This window comes from Fibrobacter sp. UWOV1 (assembly GCF_900142495.1).
Taxonomy (GTDB): domain Bacteria; phylum Fibrobacterota; class Fibrobacteria; order Fibrobacterales; family Fibrobacteraceae; genus Fibrobacter.
On the sequence record NZ_FRBA01000001.1, the window covers coordinates 564,330 to 582,099 of the forward strand.

A 17,770-nucleotide genomic window follows, 5' to 3' on the forward strand; every position below is an offset into this window, starting at 1 on the left:
ATGGAAGGCGCCCCCAAAAAGCCGCTACTTGCCGTGATTAGCCAAGGTTGTGCAGCCAACTTTGGCGATGGCGAAAAGATTGCGCGGGTATTCGCAGACGAATACCACGTTGTCTTTGGAATGACCGAAACCCAAACAAACGAGGCGCAACTACCCCAGGCATTCGTGCTGAACGTTTGTACCGTAAAAGGGAACGCAGGAGCGCTCAAGCTACTGCGCGAAACCTTAAGTACTGCTCCCGAAGCCAAGATTTTCATTACAGGGTGCGCCCCGAAAGACTTTAGAGATGAAGTCGCAAAAATCACCGACAAGGTGGTATTCACAAGTTTGAAAGAACTCAGACAGGAAAAGCTGACCCTGAAACGAGTTCAGGGTGACTTGCTTATACGAGAATCTTCGCCGGTAGGAATCGTCAACATCGAGGAAGGTTGCCTCGATGCATGCGCCTATTGCTCAACAAGGCTTGTCAAGGGCCGCTTACGCAGCTACCCTGCTGCAGACATTCTCCAGCAAGTAAAGCGTCTTGTAAACGACGGCTGTATCGAAATCCAGTTGACCGGACAAGATTGCGGCTGCTACGGATTCGATACCGGCACCAACCTCGCCGAACTTGTGCAACAGATTCTAGCCAAAGTCCCGGGCAATTACAAAATGCGCCTTGGCATGGGAAACCCGCGCCACATGATGCAATACCTGGACAAGCTCATTGAATGCTTTAAAGACGACCGCGTCTATAAATTCATTCACTTGCCCGTGCAAAGCGGTAGCGAAAACATTCTTAGAGCAATGAACCGCAAGCATTCCGCCGCCGACTACGTGATGCTTGCCGAAGCGTTCAACCAGATTCCGCTATTCACGCTCAGCACCGACTTGATTGTCGGATTCCCCGGCGAATCGGAACAGGACTTCAACGACACACTCGACATTCTCGAAAAGACGCGCCCCACAGTTTGCAACATCACGCGCTTTGTGGCGCGCCCGAATACGCCTGCCTACCATATGGCCGGCGCCGTTCCCGACGAAATCAAGCACACGCGCTCGGCAACCCTTGCCGAAGCCTTCCAGAAGATTGCGACCGAAAATAACGCCCGCTGGATTGGCCTAACCGAAACCGTGGTCATCGAAAAGCCAGGCTACCGCAAGGGCACCTACATCGCCCGCAACGCCGCCTACCGCCCCGTCGCAATCACTAGCGACCGGCCGCTACAACCCGGCGAACGGTTCACCGTCACCATCACGGACGCCGAACCCTTCGCCCTAATCGGCCGCATCAACTAACCGGCATTCCCCTCGCACATCGCCTATTCGAGAACAAATACGAAAAAGCCCCGGCTTCGCCGAGGCTTTAAATCTTTTATGTAACGTGCCTACTACTTGTTCTTAGCGCGCTTGTAACCGCGTCTGTAAGTTTCAGAGGTACGAGAGTAGTAAACCGTCTGGGCATACGTACCGTTACCGGACTTGATGCAGGGACGATATGCTTCCTGAATGAAGGTCACCTGGTAAATGTAGGGACCCGTAGCAACGGCTCTACCATTCTGGGACACCGGATACATCTTGACAGAGATAAAGCCTGCACCCGTTTCACCATAGTACTTCGAACCATCGTCGCAGCTACCCTGAGCGGCACCCAAAGCGGCATGGAACTGATCTTCGTTCATGCTCTTCTGATACTGGCTCACAAAGTGACCCAAGTGGTCGAACACGCGAACGTTAATGCGGAACGGGCCCATCACCGGATAAGACACGCTGAAGCAGCTTTCCGTGCCGTTTGCAGAATAGCACATGGAGGTTGGGGATTCCTGGCCGCCCACATAAGCCTTAGTCACACCGTTCATGGACCCATCGGCACTTGTCTGAGAAAACAGCTTCTTTTCGTCACTCGTGAGGGCCAGCGGGTTGTTGTCCTTACCCACGCCACTCGGCACCGAGGTGAACAAGAGGTCGCCAGTGTAGTCCAGCGGCAGTTCGCCATCGTGGCTTTCGGCAATATTGGTAAGAATGTTTGCCTGGTTGGTAAAGTCGGGGCGAACGATTGCAGAATCCAACACGAATGGAGAGATAACGGTCGGTGCTCTGAATTCAGCATTCGGCCAATCTTCCGGAGTATCCGGATAACCCACCACAGACTTACCCGAAGAAGAAGTGATCTTGAAGGTCATCTTCTTGTTCCAAGCAATCAAGGAATTCCAGGTAGCCTCATCGATACCTTGAGCAGCATAGTCAGCCTTTTGGATCCCGTATTCGTCACTATTCACAAATTCCTGGTCATAGGGAGAGTTAAACGCAATCTTGTCGCCACCCACAATAATCGGGTTCTCGGCCACCTTGCCGTTTTCATCCATCAAGACACCTTCAAAGGTGTACTGCACGCCGGCAGAACCCATGCTCGCGCCTTCCTTGACGCTAGTGACATAATAGCCGTAAGTCTTGACAGTCTTAACTCCCGTTGCCGGATCCGTCTCTGTACGCATTACGATAATAGCCGGCACAGTCGAACCGTATGCGGCAAGATTCTGAACGGTTTCAGGATTCAAGGTCGTATTCAAGAACATCGTCACAGTCTGGTTACCTGCAGAGTCAAGCTTTGCAGACACGCTACCGATAGCGGGCTGACCATAGCGAGACGGGGCAAGTTCAGAAAGGGAGCTGCGGATACGCAGGTTAGAGCCGTCAGACTGACGGTCTGCATAGAAGAAGTGCAAGTGGTGCCAAGAATCGTTCAACCAGGAACCATCGGCATCAAGCTTAACGGCGCAAGAGTCAAGCAGCGGATCGCCTGCATGACAGCCATGCCCCATCTGAGACAGGTAGTCCATATCGGCCGTACCGGCAGCAGCAAGGTGAGTACCACCCAGGTCAACCACCAACACGCCATCCACGAAAATCCACATGTCATCGTCACCGGTGAACTTAAAGACTTCTTTCTTGCCCTTCTTGTACTTGAATGCGGCGTAACCCATCATGGTAAAGCCGTAATTGCGCAAGTGGCGAAGACCCATGTTACCATTTTTTCCGGCGCCACTCAATGCGGCAGCAATTGCAGCATCCGGGTTCTTCGGGCCACCACTGGCAAGCCATGCATCGCAAAGGGCTGACGTTTCGCTACCCAAGTAATCGGTCTGGGAGCTTGCCCACTGGTAACTATAAGGCGGACAGAAAATAGACAGCGACTGCGGGCCGAACTGATTTTCTTTCATGAACGGGAAAACAAGCGCATTATTATTCATGACGCGAAGCTGGTTGTCATCCAGGGAATCCAACGGGAAGTAGCCGCCGTTGTTCCAGTTCCTGTCAATTTCAAAGTAAGCAGGATCAGCAGCATCCTTATCCAACGTCAGGATTGTATTGGTGCGCATATTTGTGCCAGGGACATCTAAATACCACTGTTCAAAATAACCATTATCGCAAGCAGGACGATTTTTCTCAATAATCGGTTCATACATGTCGAGGGCGCACTTGGTCGGATCGTCAGCACTGCAATTACCCGGATCAGGCGGGAAGACCAGTTTCTGTTTCACCATGCCCGGAGTCGTATAAACAATCTGAGACCAGGAGTGAGTCTTACATGTCTTAGAGCAAGACTTCTGGTCGTCCTTCATTTTGGCACTCCAAGAGCCCGACGCATCGGAACAAAGGTCTGCCACCAAGCCACGCATCACCTTAAGGCCAAGCGGGTTCAACTTTGCATCGTAAGCGCAATCCTTGAATTCACCGTACCAAGCGTAACCCGTCTGGTCAATCACGCTACGCACATAGTCAGGCGTCGTCGACTCGGCGCCCGAAGGACTCTTGATATCGTGCGGATAACCGTTCACACCGACCGCAATGCCGTATTCGGGAGTCTGGGTGTTACCGCAACCATAAAGAGGATAATTAGAGCGACGAGTAGTCCATTCCGCATCTGCAGAATAAGTAATGTTCCATGTACTCGGGAACTCGCCTACGCAACTTTTACCAATACATTCGCCACCATGATTGATACTGTTATAAGCTTCTTCTTGGAAGTTTTCAAAGTCGGGGTGAATCACACTAAAGTCACGAATGATAATATCCAATTCGCGTTGATTTTCAGGATCAACCGGAACAGCCTGCGAAGTCACAACTCCAACAAGTCCAAACAACGCCGCACTAAGTGCTAGTCGCTTAACAGAATTCAATTTCATAATAAACCAATCACCTTACCTATAATTATAGGTTTAAAATATTCCATCATAAATATACACCTTTTTTTTGCATTTTATTAACTTTTTATTGTGAAAATTCGTTTAAACAGGCCGTTTGCAGTAACTTCGTGCCATAAAACACTTATTTTTAACTTGCAAGTGCAACAGGTCTCCACATTTTTCTAAATAATGGCCCATAATGACGTTTTCGACCCTATTTACTATCGTAATGGCCCTCATCTTTGCGCGCATTTTTTGGCTAAAAATCAAGGATGTGAGCATGAAAAGCGAATCCTTTAAGCAGCTTCCGGCCAAAGACCAGCTTTCAGTCTTGAAAGAATGCCTTTTGAACAATCCGACCGAAACAAACCTGAAAAATCTGAAAGAGTTTTCCCAGAAACAAGGTGTCGAATTGGACATCGAATCTTATAGGCCGTTCATCAAAAAGCAGCAGGAACTGACCCGCCGAAAGGACGCCCTTGCCGAAGACAACGAACTCTTTACCGCAGAGGCCGAATGGATCGACCAGATTTTGCCCATGGAATTTGAAGAGGCCAAACTCGCCAAGCAAGAAAACCGGTTTGAGGACTATATTCTGCATTCGCTCGAAGGCGTTGCAAGACTTTACTCGGATCGGGCCATTTTAAGCGAACTGGACTCCCTAGTTCAAGACTACCCTAAAGCCAAGGTACTCGCCCAAGGGTACCGCGACCTCATGGAATTGCGTGACCAAAGCGGAGCAGACGACGAATCGCTCAAAAAATTGCGTGCCGCCAAGGAATCTTGGGAAAAAGAACTCTTGCAAGTGGATATTGAACAGTGATCCTACTTGTCGCCGAAAAACCGTCTGTCGCAAACCAACACTACCGCCCTATGCTGGAGCGGTTGGAAGGGGAAAAATTCACCCAAGGCGACGGATGCCTGATTGGCAAGAACCATTGCATCACCTGGTGCGTAGGTCACCTGATTACCCTTGCGCCGTTAGACGCTTACCCCGGTTTTGAAGGCGGCTGGCGACTTTCGAATTTGCCCCTGCTCCCTGAAAAGTTCAAGCTCATGGAAATCGAGAGCACCAAGAAACAGCTGAATGTGGTGCGGCAGATGATGGAGCAAGCAGACGTGCTGGTGAATGGCGCGGATGCCGGTCGCGAAGGTAACTTGATTTTTGACTTGGTGCTCGACTACACGCCCTCTTTTAAGCAAAAGACCATTAAGCGCCTGTGGGTGAACAGCTACGTGGCCAAGGACTTGGACAAGGCCTGGAAGAACCTGGAAGACGCTACCCAGCGCGTGAATTTAAGCTATGCAGCCCGCTTAAGACAGCGAGCCGACTGGATGGTGGGACTGAACGCGACACGCGCCTACACGCTCACAGCAGGGCGCGGCAAGATGATTTCGGTGGGGCGCGTGCAGACTCCGACCCTAAACCTGATTGTAGAACGCGACACGATCGTAGAACAATTCAAGGAACTGTTCTACTACAGCGTCGTGGGCACATGGAAAGGGTTCCAGGCACAATATGTCAAACGCGAAGAAGACACCAAAGGCGAAGCAAATCTTAAAGTCGCGGTTTTTGAAAAAGAAACGGAAGCGAATGCGGTTGTAGCGCGATGCGTCCCTCCTGCCGAAGCTGCTATAGCAAAAATCGATAACCAGCAAAAGAAGCAATTTCCGCAGAAGCCTTTTGACCTGACCGAACTCCAGAAAGAGGGCAACAAGCGTTTTAAATACAGCGCCCAGCAAGTTTTGGATTGCGCGCAGAACCTGTACGAAAAGAAACTGCTCACCTACCCACGTACCGATTCGCAGTACCTGCCCGACACCATGAAGCAAGAGGCATTCGCCCTCGCACAGAAATTGGCAACACCCGAGCAGCAAAAGGTTTTCCGTTCTTTCGATGAAAATTTCGTCTTCATCAATTCGAGCAAGGTGACCGACCACTTTGCCATTATCCCCACCGGCGAAGCTCCGAACGATTTGCCCGAAATGGAGCAGAAGATTTACGACCTGGCCAAGGAACGCTTTGTGCAGGCGTGGCTGAAGCCGTACGTGTGGGATGAAATGGAGGTGACATTGCAAAGCAATGTCATCATGAGCGAAGCGTCAGCGAAGTCGAAGGATCCAGATTTATTCAGATTGAAGCTCAAGCGCAATGAAGATCTCGGTTTTCGCGCCCTCGTCAAAGAGGAATCAAAAGGAAAGAAAAAGAAGAAAGGTGATTCCGGTTCGGAAGAAGGGAGTACCGCAGCCGAAGGCAAGGGCGACAGCGATGAAATCACGAACCTGGTAGAAGTTTTCCCGGAATGGGCTGTTGGCGAACACGCGCCTTTTGACAGCGTAGAACTGCAAAAGAAAAAGAAGAGCAAGCCCAAGTACTACACCGAAGCGACTCTTTTGGCCGCAATGAAAACCGCCGGCAAGCAGATCGAAAACGAGGAACTTGCCGAAGCCATGAAGGACCGCGGCCTAGGTACGCCGGCAACGCAAGCAGGCATTATCGAGACTCTCAAGAAGCGCGGATTCATCGAAGCGCAAAAGAATTACCTGGTGAGTACAGAGCGCGGGCGCGAAGTAATTGCCTTGATGGACGAAAAAGTCAAGTCGCCCGAAATGACCGGCGAATGGGAATACAAACTTTCGCAAGTCGAAAAGGGTGAGCTTCAGCCTGCCGAATTCCGCGACGGAATCGTTGAATACGTGAAGCAGCTGTTCGCAGACTTACACGCGCGATACGGCTGCCAGTTCGAGCGCGAAACCGCAACCGAAAGCATTCCATGCCCCAAGTGCGGGAGCGCGCTCGAAGTAGCCCCCTGGGGCTACGTGTGCCCCAAGACCGAATGTGGATTCCGATTCGGGCACACTGTGGCAGGCAAAATGCTTTCTCATTCTGAAACGAAGACCTTGCTTGCCGAAGGCCATGTAGGCCCGCTTTCTGGTTTCAAGAGCAAGAAAGGCACCGAATTCTCGGCAAAACTTTCGGTTGACAAAGATTTCAACATCCAGTTTGAATTCGAAAGCGACGGCAAGTTCCACGGGCAAAAAACAGAATACAAGTGCCCGCTCTGCGGCGAGCCCCTCGAAGAAAACAAGAACGCCCTATTCTGCACCAATGCTACCGATGGCGTCGACTGCAAATTCACGCTATTCAAGACCGTCGCAGGCCACACGCTTACCGTCGCCGAAATAAACGAACTCTTTACCAATGGCGAAACACCGCTGATTCAAGATTTCAAGAGCAAGAAAGGCTCTGATTTTGCCGCTCGCCTCAAATGGGGCGAAGGCGCCGACAAGGGCCGCGCTGTTTTTGAATTCGCACGCAGGAACCTCCCCTGCCCCGTTTGCGGAGACCAATTGCGTTTTCGCACCGGGACATCGAACCAAGGCAATGGCGAAGCGAATCACGCCGCTTACGTGTGCATGAACCCGCAATGTGGTTTTGGAATTCCGCAAGTATTCTATCAGCGCAAACTCACCGACGACGAAGTCGAAGGATTGCTCAAGAACAAATTCACGCCGGTCCTCGAGCCGTTCAAAAAGAACGATACGACCTTCCGTGCAGCACTTGAAATCCGCGACGGCGGCAAGCTCGCCTTCAACAAATTAACCGTCGAAGTCATCAATCAAAAATAAACCGAGAAGCGGCAATGCTTGCATTGCCATTTCCGAGCCGCTATAAAAAGACTTGTTCGCAAGCCGTCCCTTTTTAGATTCTTGAAAAAGACTAACTCGTAAGGCGAGAGTCGCGGACAAGCCAAAGGCTTGTACATGGCCGAGCCCCAGAACAGGCGTAGAAAAGGCCGTAAGGCGAGCGCAGCGGCGGCAAACAAGTTTGCCGACATTGCCGAGCCGAAGAATTTGCTGTAAGACTAACACATAAGACGAGATTCTTACTCTTGTAAAAAGACTAACTCGTAAGGCGAGAGTCGCGGACAAGCCAAAGGCTTGTACATGGCCGAGCCCCAGAACAGGCGTAGAAAAGGCCGTAAGGCGAGCGCAGCGGCGGCAAACAAGTTTGCCGACATTGCCGAGCCGAAGGCCTTTCTTTTTTCATTGACCATCCGGTCAATGAAAAAAGAAAGGCCCCTCAAACGAGGAGCCTTTCCTAAGAAGGAGAAAATATGAATCGGTATGTGGAACCTTGAACCTATCAGGAGGGGAGCAATGATAGTGTCGTTTGAGGATTTACCCTTCTACCGTTCACAATCCCAAATATACCCATTTATTTGCCCGCGGGAACTACCAATTTGCTTATTTTCTAAATCCGTTTCGATTACATTTGGGATTTAGTAAACAGGCGTTTACTCTTCGCGGAAAATGATCTTGCACCTCGGTACGAAGCGGAATCCACCGCGACGATGGCGTTCGATTTCAAAGAACTTTTTCACGCCTTCGGACGGATGTTCCGGATCGTCGGAGCCGTTGATATGAGCAATCACGCGGTTCAAGCGGCTTTCGAAGTTCGGACGCAGCGGGTCCATGCAAATAGACGGATCGCGCTTGAATTCACGGTTTTCAAACTCTTCACGACCAGTTGCACTGTATTCGCGCAGCAAGTTGCGGAGAATTCGAGCAGGCACATTACGCATCAAGTGCTTGTTGTTCACCGAAATAGAATCGTCGCTCTTGTAGTAGATGATTGTCACGGAGTCGTTCATGGCTTCAAGCAACTGTTCCTGGGCCTTCTGGATGGGTTCCCATGAATCGAATTCCTGCTTGACGACCGCACTCATAAGCTTGTTGAACGGTTCCGGAGCCACCACATTGGCCTTATAATCAAAGTAGACCACGCTAGCCGGTGCGCCGTAATAGCAACCCTTCTGAATCAGGACTGCACCAACCTTTTCGTCAATGACATCTTCAGTGGCACGAATGCAGGCCATCTTCTTTTCGGCTTCAAATTCCCATTCGAGACCATATTCGGCAAGGCAATCGCCAAAGGTCTTGTATTCACCCACTTGTTTTCCGTTCACAAACACAAAGCCATCGCGAACTTCGGCTGTAGCACGATTTTCAAGAGCTTCGACAAAAGAGGTCTGGCAAGCCTTATATTCAATTTTTTCGTAGCGAGGCGTATTCAGGAGAATTGCTCCGATCTGCACCAAGCCGTTGAACCAGCGCATGGGGTTCGTAATCAGCATACCCGGGGAGTCAAACCGGTAGGTGAAGTATTCCTTGCGGAAACCGTCGACCAGTTCACGGCGGAGGAACTTCGCATTGGAAAGCAGCGGATAACGCTTCGGAATAATATCAAGACAGAGTTGACGGACGTCTTCAGTTGCATAGAACTGCGAAACATACGGAAGGTAAGAACGAAGCACGCTACGAGCGGGAATCGCTTCGAAAGTGGCGCAACGGTCCATAATGCGCTGTACGAATTCGTCCGGATTTTCGCCACGTTCATAGAGCCAGTTTACCACATTGTTCATCATAAGACGGTGAACACTTTCATCCACGAACGAATCTTCGAAGTAGATGTCGTTTAGCAACTTGACATTGAAACGAGGGTCACGCTTAATGAGAGTCAAGATATCCTTGACAGGATACGAGATGAGCAACTCAATGTGAGTCAACTGAAGGAATAGGTTAGAAAGCACTTTTACCTCACTCTATTGAATGGTATTTTGAAAAACGCCACTCAGCCTTTTCGGACTATTAATTTAGCAAAAAAATACGTATTATACCCCCCAAAAGGCTATATTTGGGGCATGAAATCGGCTGAAATACACGTTTTATCGGATGAAATCATCAATAAAATTGCTGCTGGCGAGGTCATAGAGCGCCCCGCGTCGGCTGTTAAAGAGCTGATAGAAAACGCCATTGACGCAGGAGCCACCCGTATACAGGTGTCGATCGAAGAAGGTGGCAAGAAAAAGATCCAGGTTACCGACAACGGCAAGGGCATGAACGGGGCCGATCTGGATTTGTGCTACCTGAGACACACCACCTCAAAACTTTTTAATGCAGACGACCTGTTCCATTTGCAGACAAACGGTTTTAGAGGCGAAGCCGTGGCCTCCATTGCCGCGGTGTCCAAATTGACCATTACCAGTGCCACCGACGAGGGCGATAGCGGCCGAATTATCCTGGAAGGCGGAAACGTTGTCGAAAAACAAGACATACAAGCTAGCCGAGGCACCACCTTCCTGGTCGAAAACCTGTTTTACAACACCCCCGTCCGCCGCAACTTCTTGAGCAGCGAAACAGCCGAAAGCACCCGAATTTTCGATGTTGTTCTAAAAACGGCCATTGCACACCCCGAAATCCGCTTTGACTACAAAGTCGGAGACAAGACCTTGTTTACAGGTGTCCCGGGAGAGTTGCGCAACCGTATTGCCGAAGCCATCGGCTCTAAAATTGCAAAGGCGCTTTTGCCGGTCGACTACACCGAAGCCGGCGTACACGTTTGGGGTTACGTCTCCCCCACCACCGAAACCAACGGCAAGCGCAACCACCAGTTTTTATTCATCCGCAATCGCCCTATCGAAAGCAAGATGATCAGCAAGGCGGTACAGCAGGCCTACGAGCCTTACGGCGCCCAATGCAAGCCTGTTTCGGTCCTGTTTTTAGACATGCCGGACATGGAATTCGACGTCAACGTGCACCCCGCCAAGCGCGAGGTTCGCTTTGCCAACCAGAATTTGGTATTTCTGGTGGTGTCACACGCCATTCGCGACGCCTTTACCAAGGACATGGAGGCCAACTCGCCCTTGATCGACTTGAGCGACCTCCAAGATAGCAAGCCGGAAGTTCCTTACGGATTCGAAGAACCGATTTCCAAACCGGCCGTCGCCCCTGCTCCGAGCTTTACTCCCAGGGAATTTAGCACAAAGGAATCGAGCGGCGACATTCCCGAAATGTCGAATTTTCCGACTGCCGGATTCACTTTTGAAAAGCCCCGCAAAGCTGTGCGCCAAAATGATTTGGCCCAGGACTTGTTCAGCACGCCTGAAGCAGGCAAGGTCATTTCGCTGGAAGGCAAGGTGAACGAGACTCCCGAGCCTGTAACCCAATGGGTTCCGCCCACATTCTTCCAGATTGCAGACACCTACATTGCCGGCGATGACTCCAATGGCCTCTTGGTCATTGACCAGCATGCGGCCCATTCGCGCGTGCTTTACGAACAAGCGCTGGACACCTTAAGAAATGGAGCCGCCCTGGACAGCCAGGAACTGTTGTTTCCGGAACTTCTGGACCTTTCCAAGCTTGAGGTCGAGGCTTTAAAGAGTGTCGAAGACCAATTCAAGCGTTTAGGCTTTTACATTGAACATTTCGGCGGCGAGACCTACCAAATTCGCGCGATTCCGAGCGCGCTCCCGCTTTCGCGCGCCATCAAGGCGGTCAAGGACTTTTTGGACAGCATCGGTGACGAAGGCAAAAACGAAGGCGACATGGTGAAGGTGCAAGACACTATCGCCAAAGCCTGGGCAAACACAAACGCCTACCAGGCAGGCGACAAGCTCAAGTCGGAAGAAATGGCCGCTCTCGTAAGCCAACTCATGCTGACCGAAGAACCGCTTAAATCGCCCTACGGTCACCCGACGTTACTGCGCTTTACGCTCGACGAACTGGCCAAGAAATTCAAGCGCTAGTTGGTCGAAGGAACTCCCGACGGCAAGTTTCTCCGAGAGCGTTTCCAAAAGTTCTTCTGCGACATTTTCTTTTTTACCCTTAGCAAATGACCAAGAATTGGCCCCCAACCACGGGGGAACGATGTATTCTGGGAACACAAGACGATTCAGAATAATGTTGGGCAATGCGAAAAATTTTGTCTTGATAAACAAGCGACCTAAACAATAAGTCAACAAGTCGGGCTTGGTACAAACCGTAAAGGGAACTCCCGACAAAGCAAGTTCCAAGGTCGATGTTCCGGGGGCGGTCAACGCATATTCCGCACTTTGATACAGAGCCTTTCGCTCTGCGGCACTTTGGGGAGCGACAACCACAGGAATCTTATACTTCTTAAAAACATCCACCAGTTCTTGGCGCGCTGCCACCACCGCTACATTTTTAAGCCCCTGCACCGCTTTCAAATAAATAGGCAAGTTGCGGAGCGCCTGCGCCTTTCGACTCCCAGGCAACAACAAACAACGTGGACTAGGAACCGCTTCGGTCTCCGCAATTCCATGCGACGCCTTATTTCTCTCTAAATGCAACTCCGAATTCCGAATTCCGAGTTTCGAATTTGCAAACGGATGTTTCACACGAACGACATTACAGCCGGCTTCGCGGTACACCGATTCCTCAAAATCAAAAAATACGGCGAGCTTGACATACGGATTTTTCGCAAGCACCTTCGCACGCTTGCGTTTCCAGGCCCACACTTGTGGAGGCGCCACATACAAAGCCGGCTTGCGGAGTTCCCCCGCCAGAGCCACGAGTTTCATGTTAAAGCCCGGATAATCAACAGCAATCAGCCCGAGACATTCCGGCGATTCAAGCGCCGTCTTTAGTGCAATAAAACTCTGACGCAATTTAAAGTACTTGGGCAATACATCGCCAAAGCCAGAAACCGGCAAGTTTTCGAAGTCGACCAAGGGCAACATTCCCGCCGCCTGCATGCGGCGGCCGCCTGAACCTTTCACGGTAAAATTTTTTGAAACTAGACTCTTGACTAAGGGTTCGCCAACGGAATCCCCGGAGTCTTCGCCCGCGCAAATCAGAATGTACGGCTCGCACGCCATAGGCTTTTACCGCTTGGCACGATTCGAAACCCAGACCTTCGCGGCGCCCAATTCCTTACGCAAGAACTGCAGCAATTCCGGAGTATAAACGACCTTCTTGTTTTTCAAGGCAAGCACATGTACGTTGCCGGATTCCGCCTCGACATGGCAAACGATTTCGCAACCGCGTTCGCCTTCGAAGGGTTCGTACTTTTCCATGGCCGTCAGCAACTTGTCGGCGAAGTCATCATCGATCATCGAAGAATAAACCACCATGTGAATGTGGCTTACCATGTCCGAACGCACACGATCCAACTGGATGACTTCTTCGACCACCAGCTGCATACCGTCGCCCATACGCTGATGTTCCAAGTTTCCCTTTACGAGCACGCGGTCGTCGAGCGCAACGGTGTCGCGGAACTTTTCCCACATGTCTTTCTTGAAGAACATTTCCAAGTCACCGTGGAAGTCTTGAATGGAGCCCGCGCCAATGGTATCGCCGCGCTTGGTTTCAATCGAGCGGAGCTTGGTCACCACGCCGCCCACGATTACGGTACCGCCTTCGTGGCGAGTCAGTTCTTCTTCGTCCAAAGAGCACGAGGTAAAGCCCTGCAATTCCGGGCGGAATTCGTCAAGCGGGTGACCCGACAAGAACAAGCCCACCACGTCGCGCTCCTTGTTGAGCATTTCCATGGCAGACCATTCTTCCGCTTCTTCGAGGACTTCGGCAGAACTATCCATAGAAGGTGCGCCACCACCCATGTCAAAGAGCGACATCTGTCCGCGGTCTTTATCTTCTTGACTGCGGGCGGCCACTTCCATGGCGCGGTCTACGGTTGCCATGAGTACAGCGCGGTTGCCCGGGAATTCGTCGAGGGCGCCAGCCATAATCAAACTTTCGATAAGGCGCTTGTTCATGGGCGGACGTTTTTCTTTTTGTTCGCCCTGGTATTCAGTCACGCGCTTGCAGAAATCAAAAATATCCTTGAACTTACCGCGGCGTTCTCTTTCGGCAATAATGTCTTCGACGACAGCGAGACCCACATTACGAATACCCGCCAATCCAAACAGAATCTGGCCTTCCTTATTGGCCACAAATTCGCCCATCGATGCATTAATGTTGGGCGAAACTACTTCGATATCGAGGCGCTTGCATTCCAGAATAATCGTCACGATGTCTTCGGTCTTACCCATTTTCGAGGTCATCGAAGCGGCCATGTATTCGGGGCCGTAATGCGCCTTCAGGTAGGCGGTCTGGTAAGCCACGTAAGCGTATGCGGCAGCATGACTCTTGTTGAATGCGTATCCGCAGAACGGAAGCACCGCATTCCACACCTTTTGAATCATGGCCTTGTCGTAGCCCTTGTCCAAGCATTTCTGGAAAAACTCCGGTTCGAGTTTTGCCATCTTTTCGGGCATTTTTTTGGCCATGATACGGCGGATATTGTCAGCGCCACCCAAGGTGTACCCGCCCAGAATCTGAGCAAGCTTCATCACCTGTTCCTGGTACACAATCACGCCGTAGGTTTCACCCAGTACCTGTTCCAAGTCGGGGTGGTAGCAGTCAATTTCTTCTTGGCCGTTCTTACGGGCAATAAAGTGCGGAATCTGGTCAATCGGCCCCGGACGGTATAGGGCGTTCATAGCGATCAAGTCAAAGATTCGGGTGGGCTTCAGTTCACGCAGGTACTTCTGCATACCCGGAGATTCGAACTGGAACACCGTCGTGGTCATGCCCTTGCCGAGCAGGTCAAACGTTTCCTTGTCATCCAAAGGAATATGACCCATGTCAAGTTCAATCGAACGATTCTTCTTGACCATGTTCACCGTGTCTTGAATGATCGACAAGTTGATAAGGCCAAGGAAGTCCATCTTCAAAAGTCCGATGTCTTCGGCGTAGTGCTTGTCGTACATGACCACCGGAGTATCTTCGGGGGCGGCACGGTACAAAGGCGCAAGGTTATAAATCGGGGTCGGCGTAATCACCACGCCGCAAGCATGCACACCCGTCTGGCGCGGCAAATCTTCGAGCTTTTTCGCGATATCCCAAAGGTTTTGGTAACTGGCGCGGCTACCAATCATCGCCTGCAGGGGTTCGGGGCTGTAACCGTCTTCCAGGTTGTTGCCCTTCTTGTCTTTACCCGTCCAAGCCTGTTTAAGGCTAAAGTTCAAGGTGCGCTGCGGGAACAGCTTGGTAATCTGCTTTGCTTCGGCAGGCGGAAGCCCTAAAACGCGAGCCACGTCGGTAATCACCGCTTTGGACTTGAGCATACCATAGGTAATAATCTGGCCCACGCATTCCTTGCCGTACTTGTCCGTCACGTACTGAATCACGCGACCGCGGTCACGGTCCGCAAAGTCGGTATCGATATCCGGCATCGACACACGTTCGGGGTTCAGGAATCGTTCAAAAAGGAGGTCGAAAGTGAGCGGGTCGATGTCGGTAATACCGATAATGTAAGTGACCAGAGAACCAGCGGCAGAACCACGGCCCGGGCCCACGGGAATCCCATGTTCACGAGACCAGTTAATGAAGTCCCACACAATCAACAGGTAGCCCGCCACGTTCATGTTGCGGATACAGTTGATTTCTTTGTACATGCGCTTGCCCACATCGGTTTCGTGGGCAGGGAACTTAAAGTCTTCTTTCGGGAATCGCCACTTGAGACGCTGATTACAAAGGTGCGTAATATAAATATCGGCATCGCCACCCGGTTTACACCAACGGCGCACACTCTTGTCCCAAGCCTTATTGTCATCTTCGTCAAAGAATTCCGGCTGCGACAGGCGTTCAATTTCGGCCTTGTCTGCATCGGTCAGGGCGTCTTCGGCAATTCCCTTGTCTGCACAATAGGTCGCCGTCACCTTTTTCTTTTTATCCTTGATGACACCTTTGAGCTCACGTTCACGCACGACCGGATATTCCGCGTCGTATTCCGCCTTCATAATCGCCTTGATGCTCTGGTATTCATCCGAGGCCAAAAAATCTTCGGGAATCTTGAACCTCGGCCAGAATTCATCGCCGATACCGGTCTTGACCGTATAATTACAGCGTTCCGCAATTTTCACCGTATTTTCGATGGCGCCCGGAATATGCCCGAACAGTTCCACCATTTCGGCTTCGCTACGGAAATAGAATTTACCGTTATCCGGGAAATGTTTGTCATCGAAACCATTGAGCGTCTCTTTCAAGGCAATGCAACGCAAAATCTTGTGCGCTTCGGCATCTTCGGCCTTAATGTAATGAACGTCTGCCACCGCCACAATTTCGCGGCCCAATTCTCCAGCCAACTGAACGTTATAATCGTTCAGCAGTTTCTGCTGAGGCACGCCGTTGTCGCACACCGAAATGTACAGATGGTCATGGTCAAAAATCTTGTCGAGGGCTTCCATGTATTCGCGGGCAACGCTATTGCGCCCGGCCGCGACACTCTGGCCGTACTTGCTAAAGAAATCACCAGCAATGGCGATAATGCCTTCTTTATGCTCTTCGATAACCGACAGCGGCACCGACGGAATTTCTGCCCAGCGGTCACCGTCTTCGTAGCGGTAACTCACAATGCGGAGCAAATTGTAATAACCGGCTTCATTTTCGACCAAAAGCGTCAATCGTTCAAATGTAATCGGATCTTTCTGATTAGCACTCGGCGTGTCCACATAAATATGGCAGCCGTAAATCGTCTTTACCGGCGGCAGCCCCTTTTCTTTGCGGGCCTTGTTCATGTCTTTTCCGCGGGTCTGAATTTCAAGAATACCGAACATGGCACCATGGTCGGTAAGGGCGACTGCAGGCGCGTTTTCGTCGGCGGCGGCTGCCAAAATGCCGTCTAGACGGGCGGAAGACTGTAAAACAGAAAATTCAGAATGAACTTGCAGGTGAACAAAAGCCATGGGTCTAATTTAGTAAATTGCCGCGCGGATTCGTTGTGGCAAACGCCGTTCACCATTTTCAATCAGTCGATTCGATACTTGTTGAGAATCGCCTTTGTAGCAAAGCTTACATCGCCGAATTTTTTACGATATCTTTTTCGGACAACAAGTTCATCGGGCAACATCACAAGAGCCTGCAGCCAGGCCTTTGCCAAGGCGCCGCAAATGGCAATTTTCGAAAGCTTTTTGCCATCGCCGGACTGCCCGGGAACTCCCCCCTTGGCCATATTCAAATAGCGCACGAATCCGCGAACCGGAAGTTTCAAGATATCGCCTACCGGCAACAAGCGGACCGCCGTACGCAAACGGTTGCGTTCCGAATAAAATAACTTGCGCGGCGAATAACGCACCGTCGTCATCGAGCGTTCGTGATAAACCTTTGCCTCGGGGCAAAAGACAGTCTTGAATCCGGCAAGATTGTGGCGGAAATACCATTCTGTTTCTTCGAAGAACAAGAAGAAACTGGCATCCATTTTGCCAGCCGCTTCAGCAGCCGCCTTTCGGAAACTCATCACGGCGCCGTAGCAGCCAAAGACTTCTTTTTCGCGAACATCGGCATCGGCGATATTCAAACCGCTCGCTTCGTTTTTGGCAAACAAGTCCGGGCCAAATTGTACGCCCACAGCATTCACTACCCCGCTCTTTTCCATCACGAGGCTTGCGATAGAACCAGCTTCGGGATGGCGATCGAAACACTTCAAAAGATTTTCCGCCCAAGTCGGGTCAAATTCCAGGTCCATGTTGCAAAGCACCTGGATATCGGCATCCATATTTTCGAGGAGCCCGTTACAGGCGCCCGCATAGCCCAAATTCTCGGGGCTTTCAATGACTTTGCAATCGAGCCCCGAATTCTTTAAAAGGGCGATAGAATTGTCGGTCGAAGCATTGTCATAAACAAGAACTCGCACACTTTGCGTTTGCGCAAGTAAGCTCTTGACGCACTCCGAAAGTTCCGAGCCGCCGTTATAATTGATAATACCGACATCTATTTTCATAATCACCTAAATTAAGAAA

The 17,770-nt window shown here is 50.9% G+C and carries 9 protein-coding genes; 4 read left to right on the plus strand and 5 right to left on the minus strand.

The features are described 5' to 3' along the window. Window positions 1-1,278, plus strand: coding sequence for a tRNA (N(6)-L-threonylcarbamoyladenosine(37)-C(2))-methylthiotransferase (locus BUC02_RS02425; protein WP_073318144.1), 1,278 nt, complete (start codon window positions 1-3; stop codon window positions 1,276-1,278). Between the two features lie 92 nt (window positions 1,279-1,370). Here the strand turns inward: BUC02_RS02425 and BUC02_RS02430 are convergent, their stop codons facing one another. Then, complete coding sequence (locus tag BUC02_RS02430) at window positions 1,371-4,166, minus strand: fibro-slime domain-containing protein (RefSeq protein ID WP_083564350.1); 2,796 nt, start codon at window positions 4,164-4,166, stop codon at window positions 1,371-1,373. Between the two features lie 280 nt (window positions 4,167-4,446). On the opposite strand from BUC02_RS02430, the gene BUC02_RS02435 reads away from it, so the two are divergent. Both BUC02_RS02435 and BUC02_RS02440 read left to right on the plus strand, forming a co-directional pair. Continuing rightward, window positions 4,447-4,989 (plus strand): hypothetical protein, encoded by a 543-nt coding sequence (locus BUC02_RS02435; RefSeq protein WP_139260983.1) that lies wholly within the window; start codon window positions 4,447-4,449, stop codon window positions 4,987-4,989. Between the two features lie 50 nt (window positions 4,990-5,039). After that, the gene (locus BUC02_RS02440; RefSeq protein WP_254794061.1) at window positions 5,040-7,796 is read left to right on the plus strand and encodes a type IA DNA topoisomerase; all 2,757 of its coding nucleotides are present in this window, start codon (window positions 5,040-5,042) and stop codon (window positions 7,794-7,796) included. Between the two features lie 668 nt (window positions 7,797-8,464). On the opposite strand, the gene BUC02_RS02445 is transcribed toward BUC02_RS02440, so the two are convergent. Next, window positions 8,465-9,760 carry a hypothetical protein gene (locus BUC02_RS02445; RefSeq protein ID WP_073318155.1) on the minus strand — a complete coding sequence of 432 codons (1,296 nt, stop codon included), beginning with the start codon at window positions 9,758-9,760 and terminating at the stop codon, window positions 8,465-8,467. Between the two features lie 111 nt (window positions 9,761-9,871). Between BUC02_RS02445 and mutL the strand changes: the two genes are divergently transcribed. Further along, window positions 9,872-11,755 (plus strand): DNA mismatch repair endonuclease MutL, encoded by a 1,884-nt coding sequence (gene mutL / locus BUC02_RS02450; protein ID WP_073318158.1) that lies wholly within the window; start codon window positions 9,872-9,874, stop codon window positions 11,753-11,755. Here the strand turns inward: mutL and BUC02_RS02455 are convergent. From BUC02_RS02455 to BUC02_RS02465, 3 genes are all read right to left on the minus strand, one after another. Continuing rightward, window positions 11,708-12,847, minus strand: coding sequence for a lipid-A-disaccharide synthase (locus tag BUC02_RS02455; protein ID WP_073318160.1), 1,140 nt, complete (start codon window positions 12,845-12,847; stop codon window positions 11,708-11,710). The genes mutL and BUC02_RS02455 overlap by 48 nt on opposite strands. Before the next feature lie 6 nt (window positions 12,848-12,853). Next, window positions 12,854-16,717, minus strand: a complete 3,864-nt coding sequence (gene dnaE, locus BUC02_RS02460) for a DNA polymerase III subunit alpha (RefSeq protein ID WP_073318162.1) — start codon at window positions 16,715-16,717, stop codon at window positions 12,854-12,856. A 62-nt stretch (window positions 16,718-16,779) separates the two neighbouring features. Beyond that, window positions 16,780-17,751, minus strand: coding sequence for a glycosyltransferase family 2 protein (locus BUC02_RS02465; RefSeq protein WP_073318165.1), 972 nt, complete (start codon window positions 17,749-17,751; stop codon window positions 16,780-16,782). Window positions 17,752-17,770 lie beyond the last annotated feature (19 nt).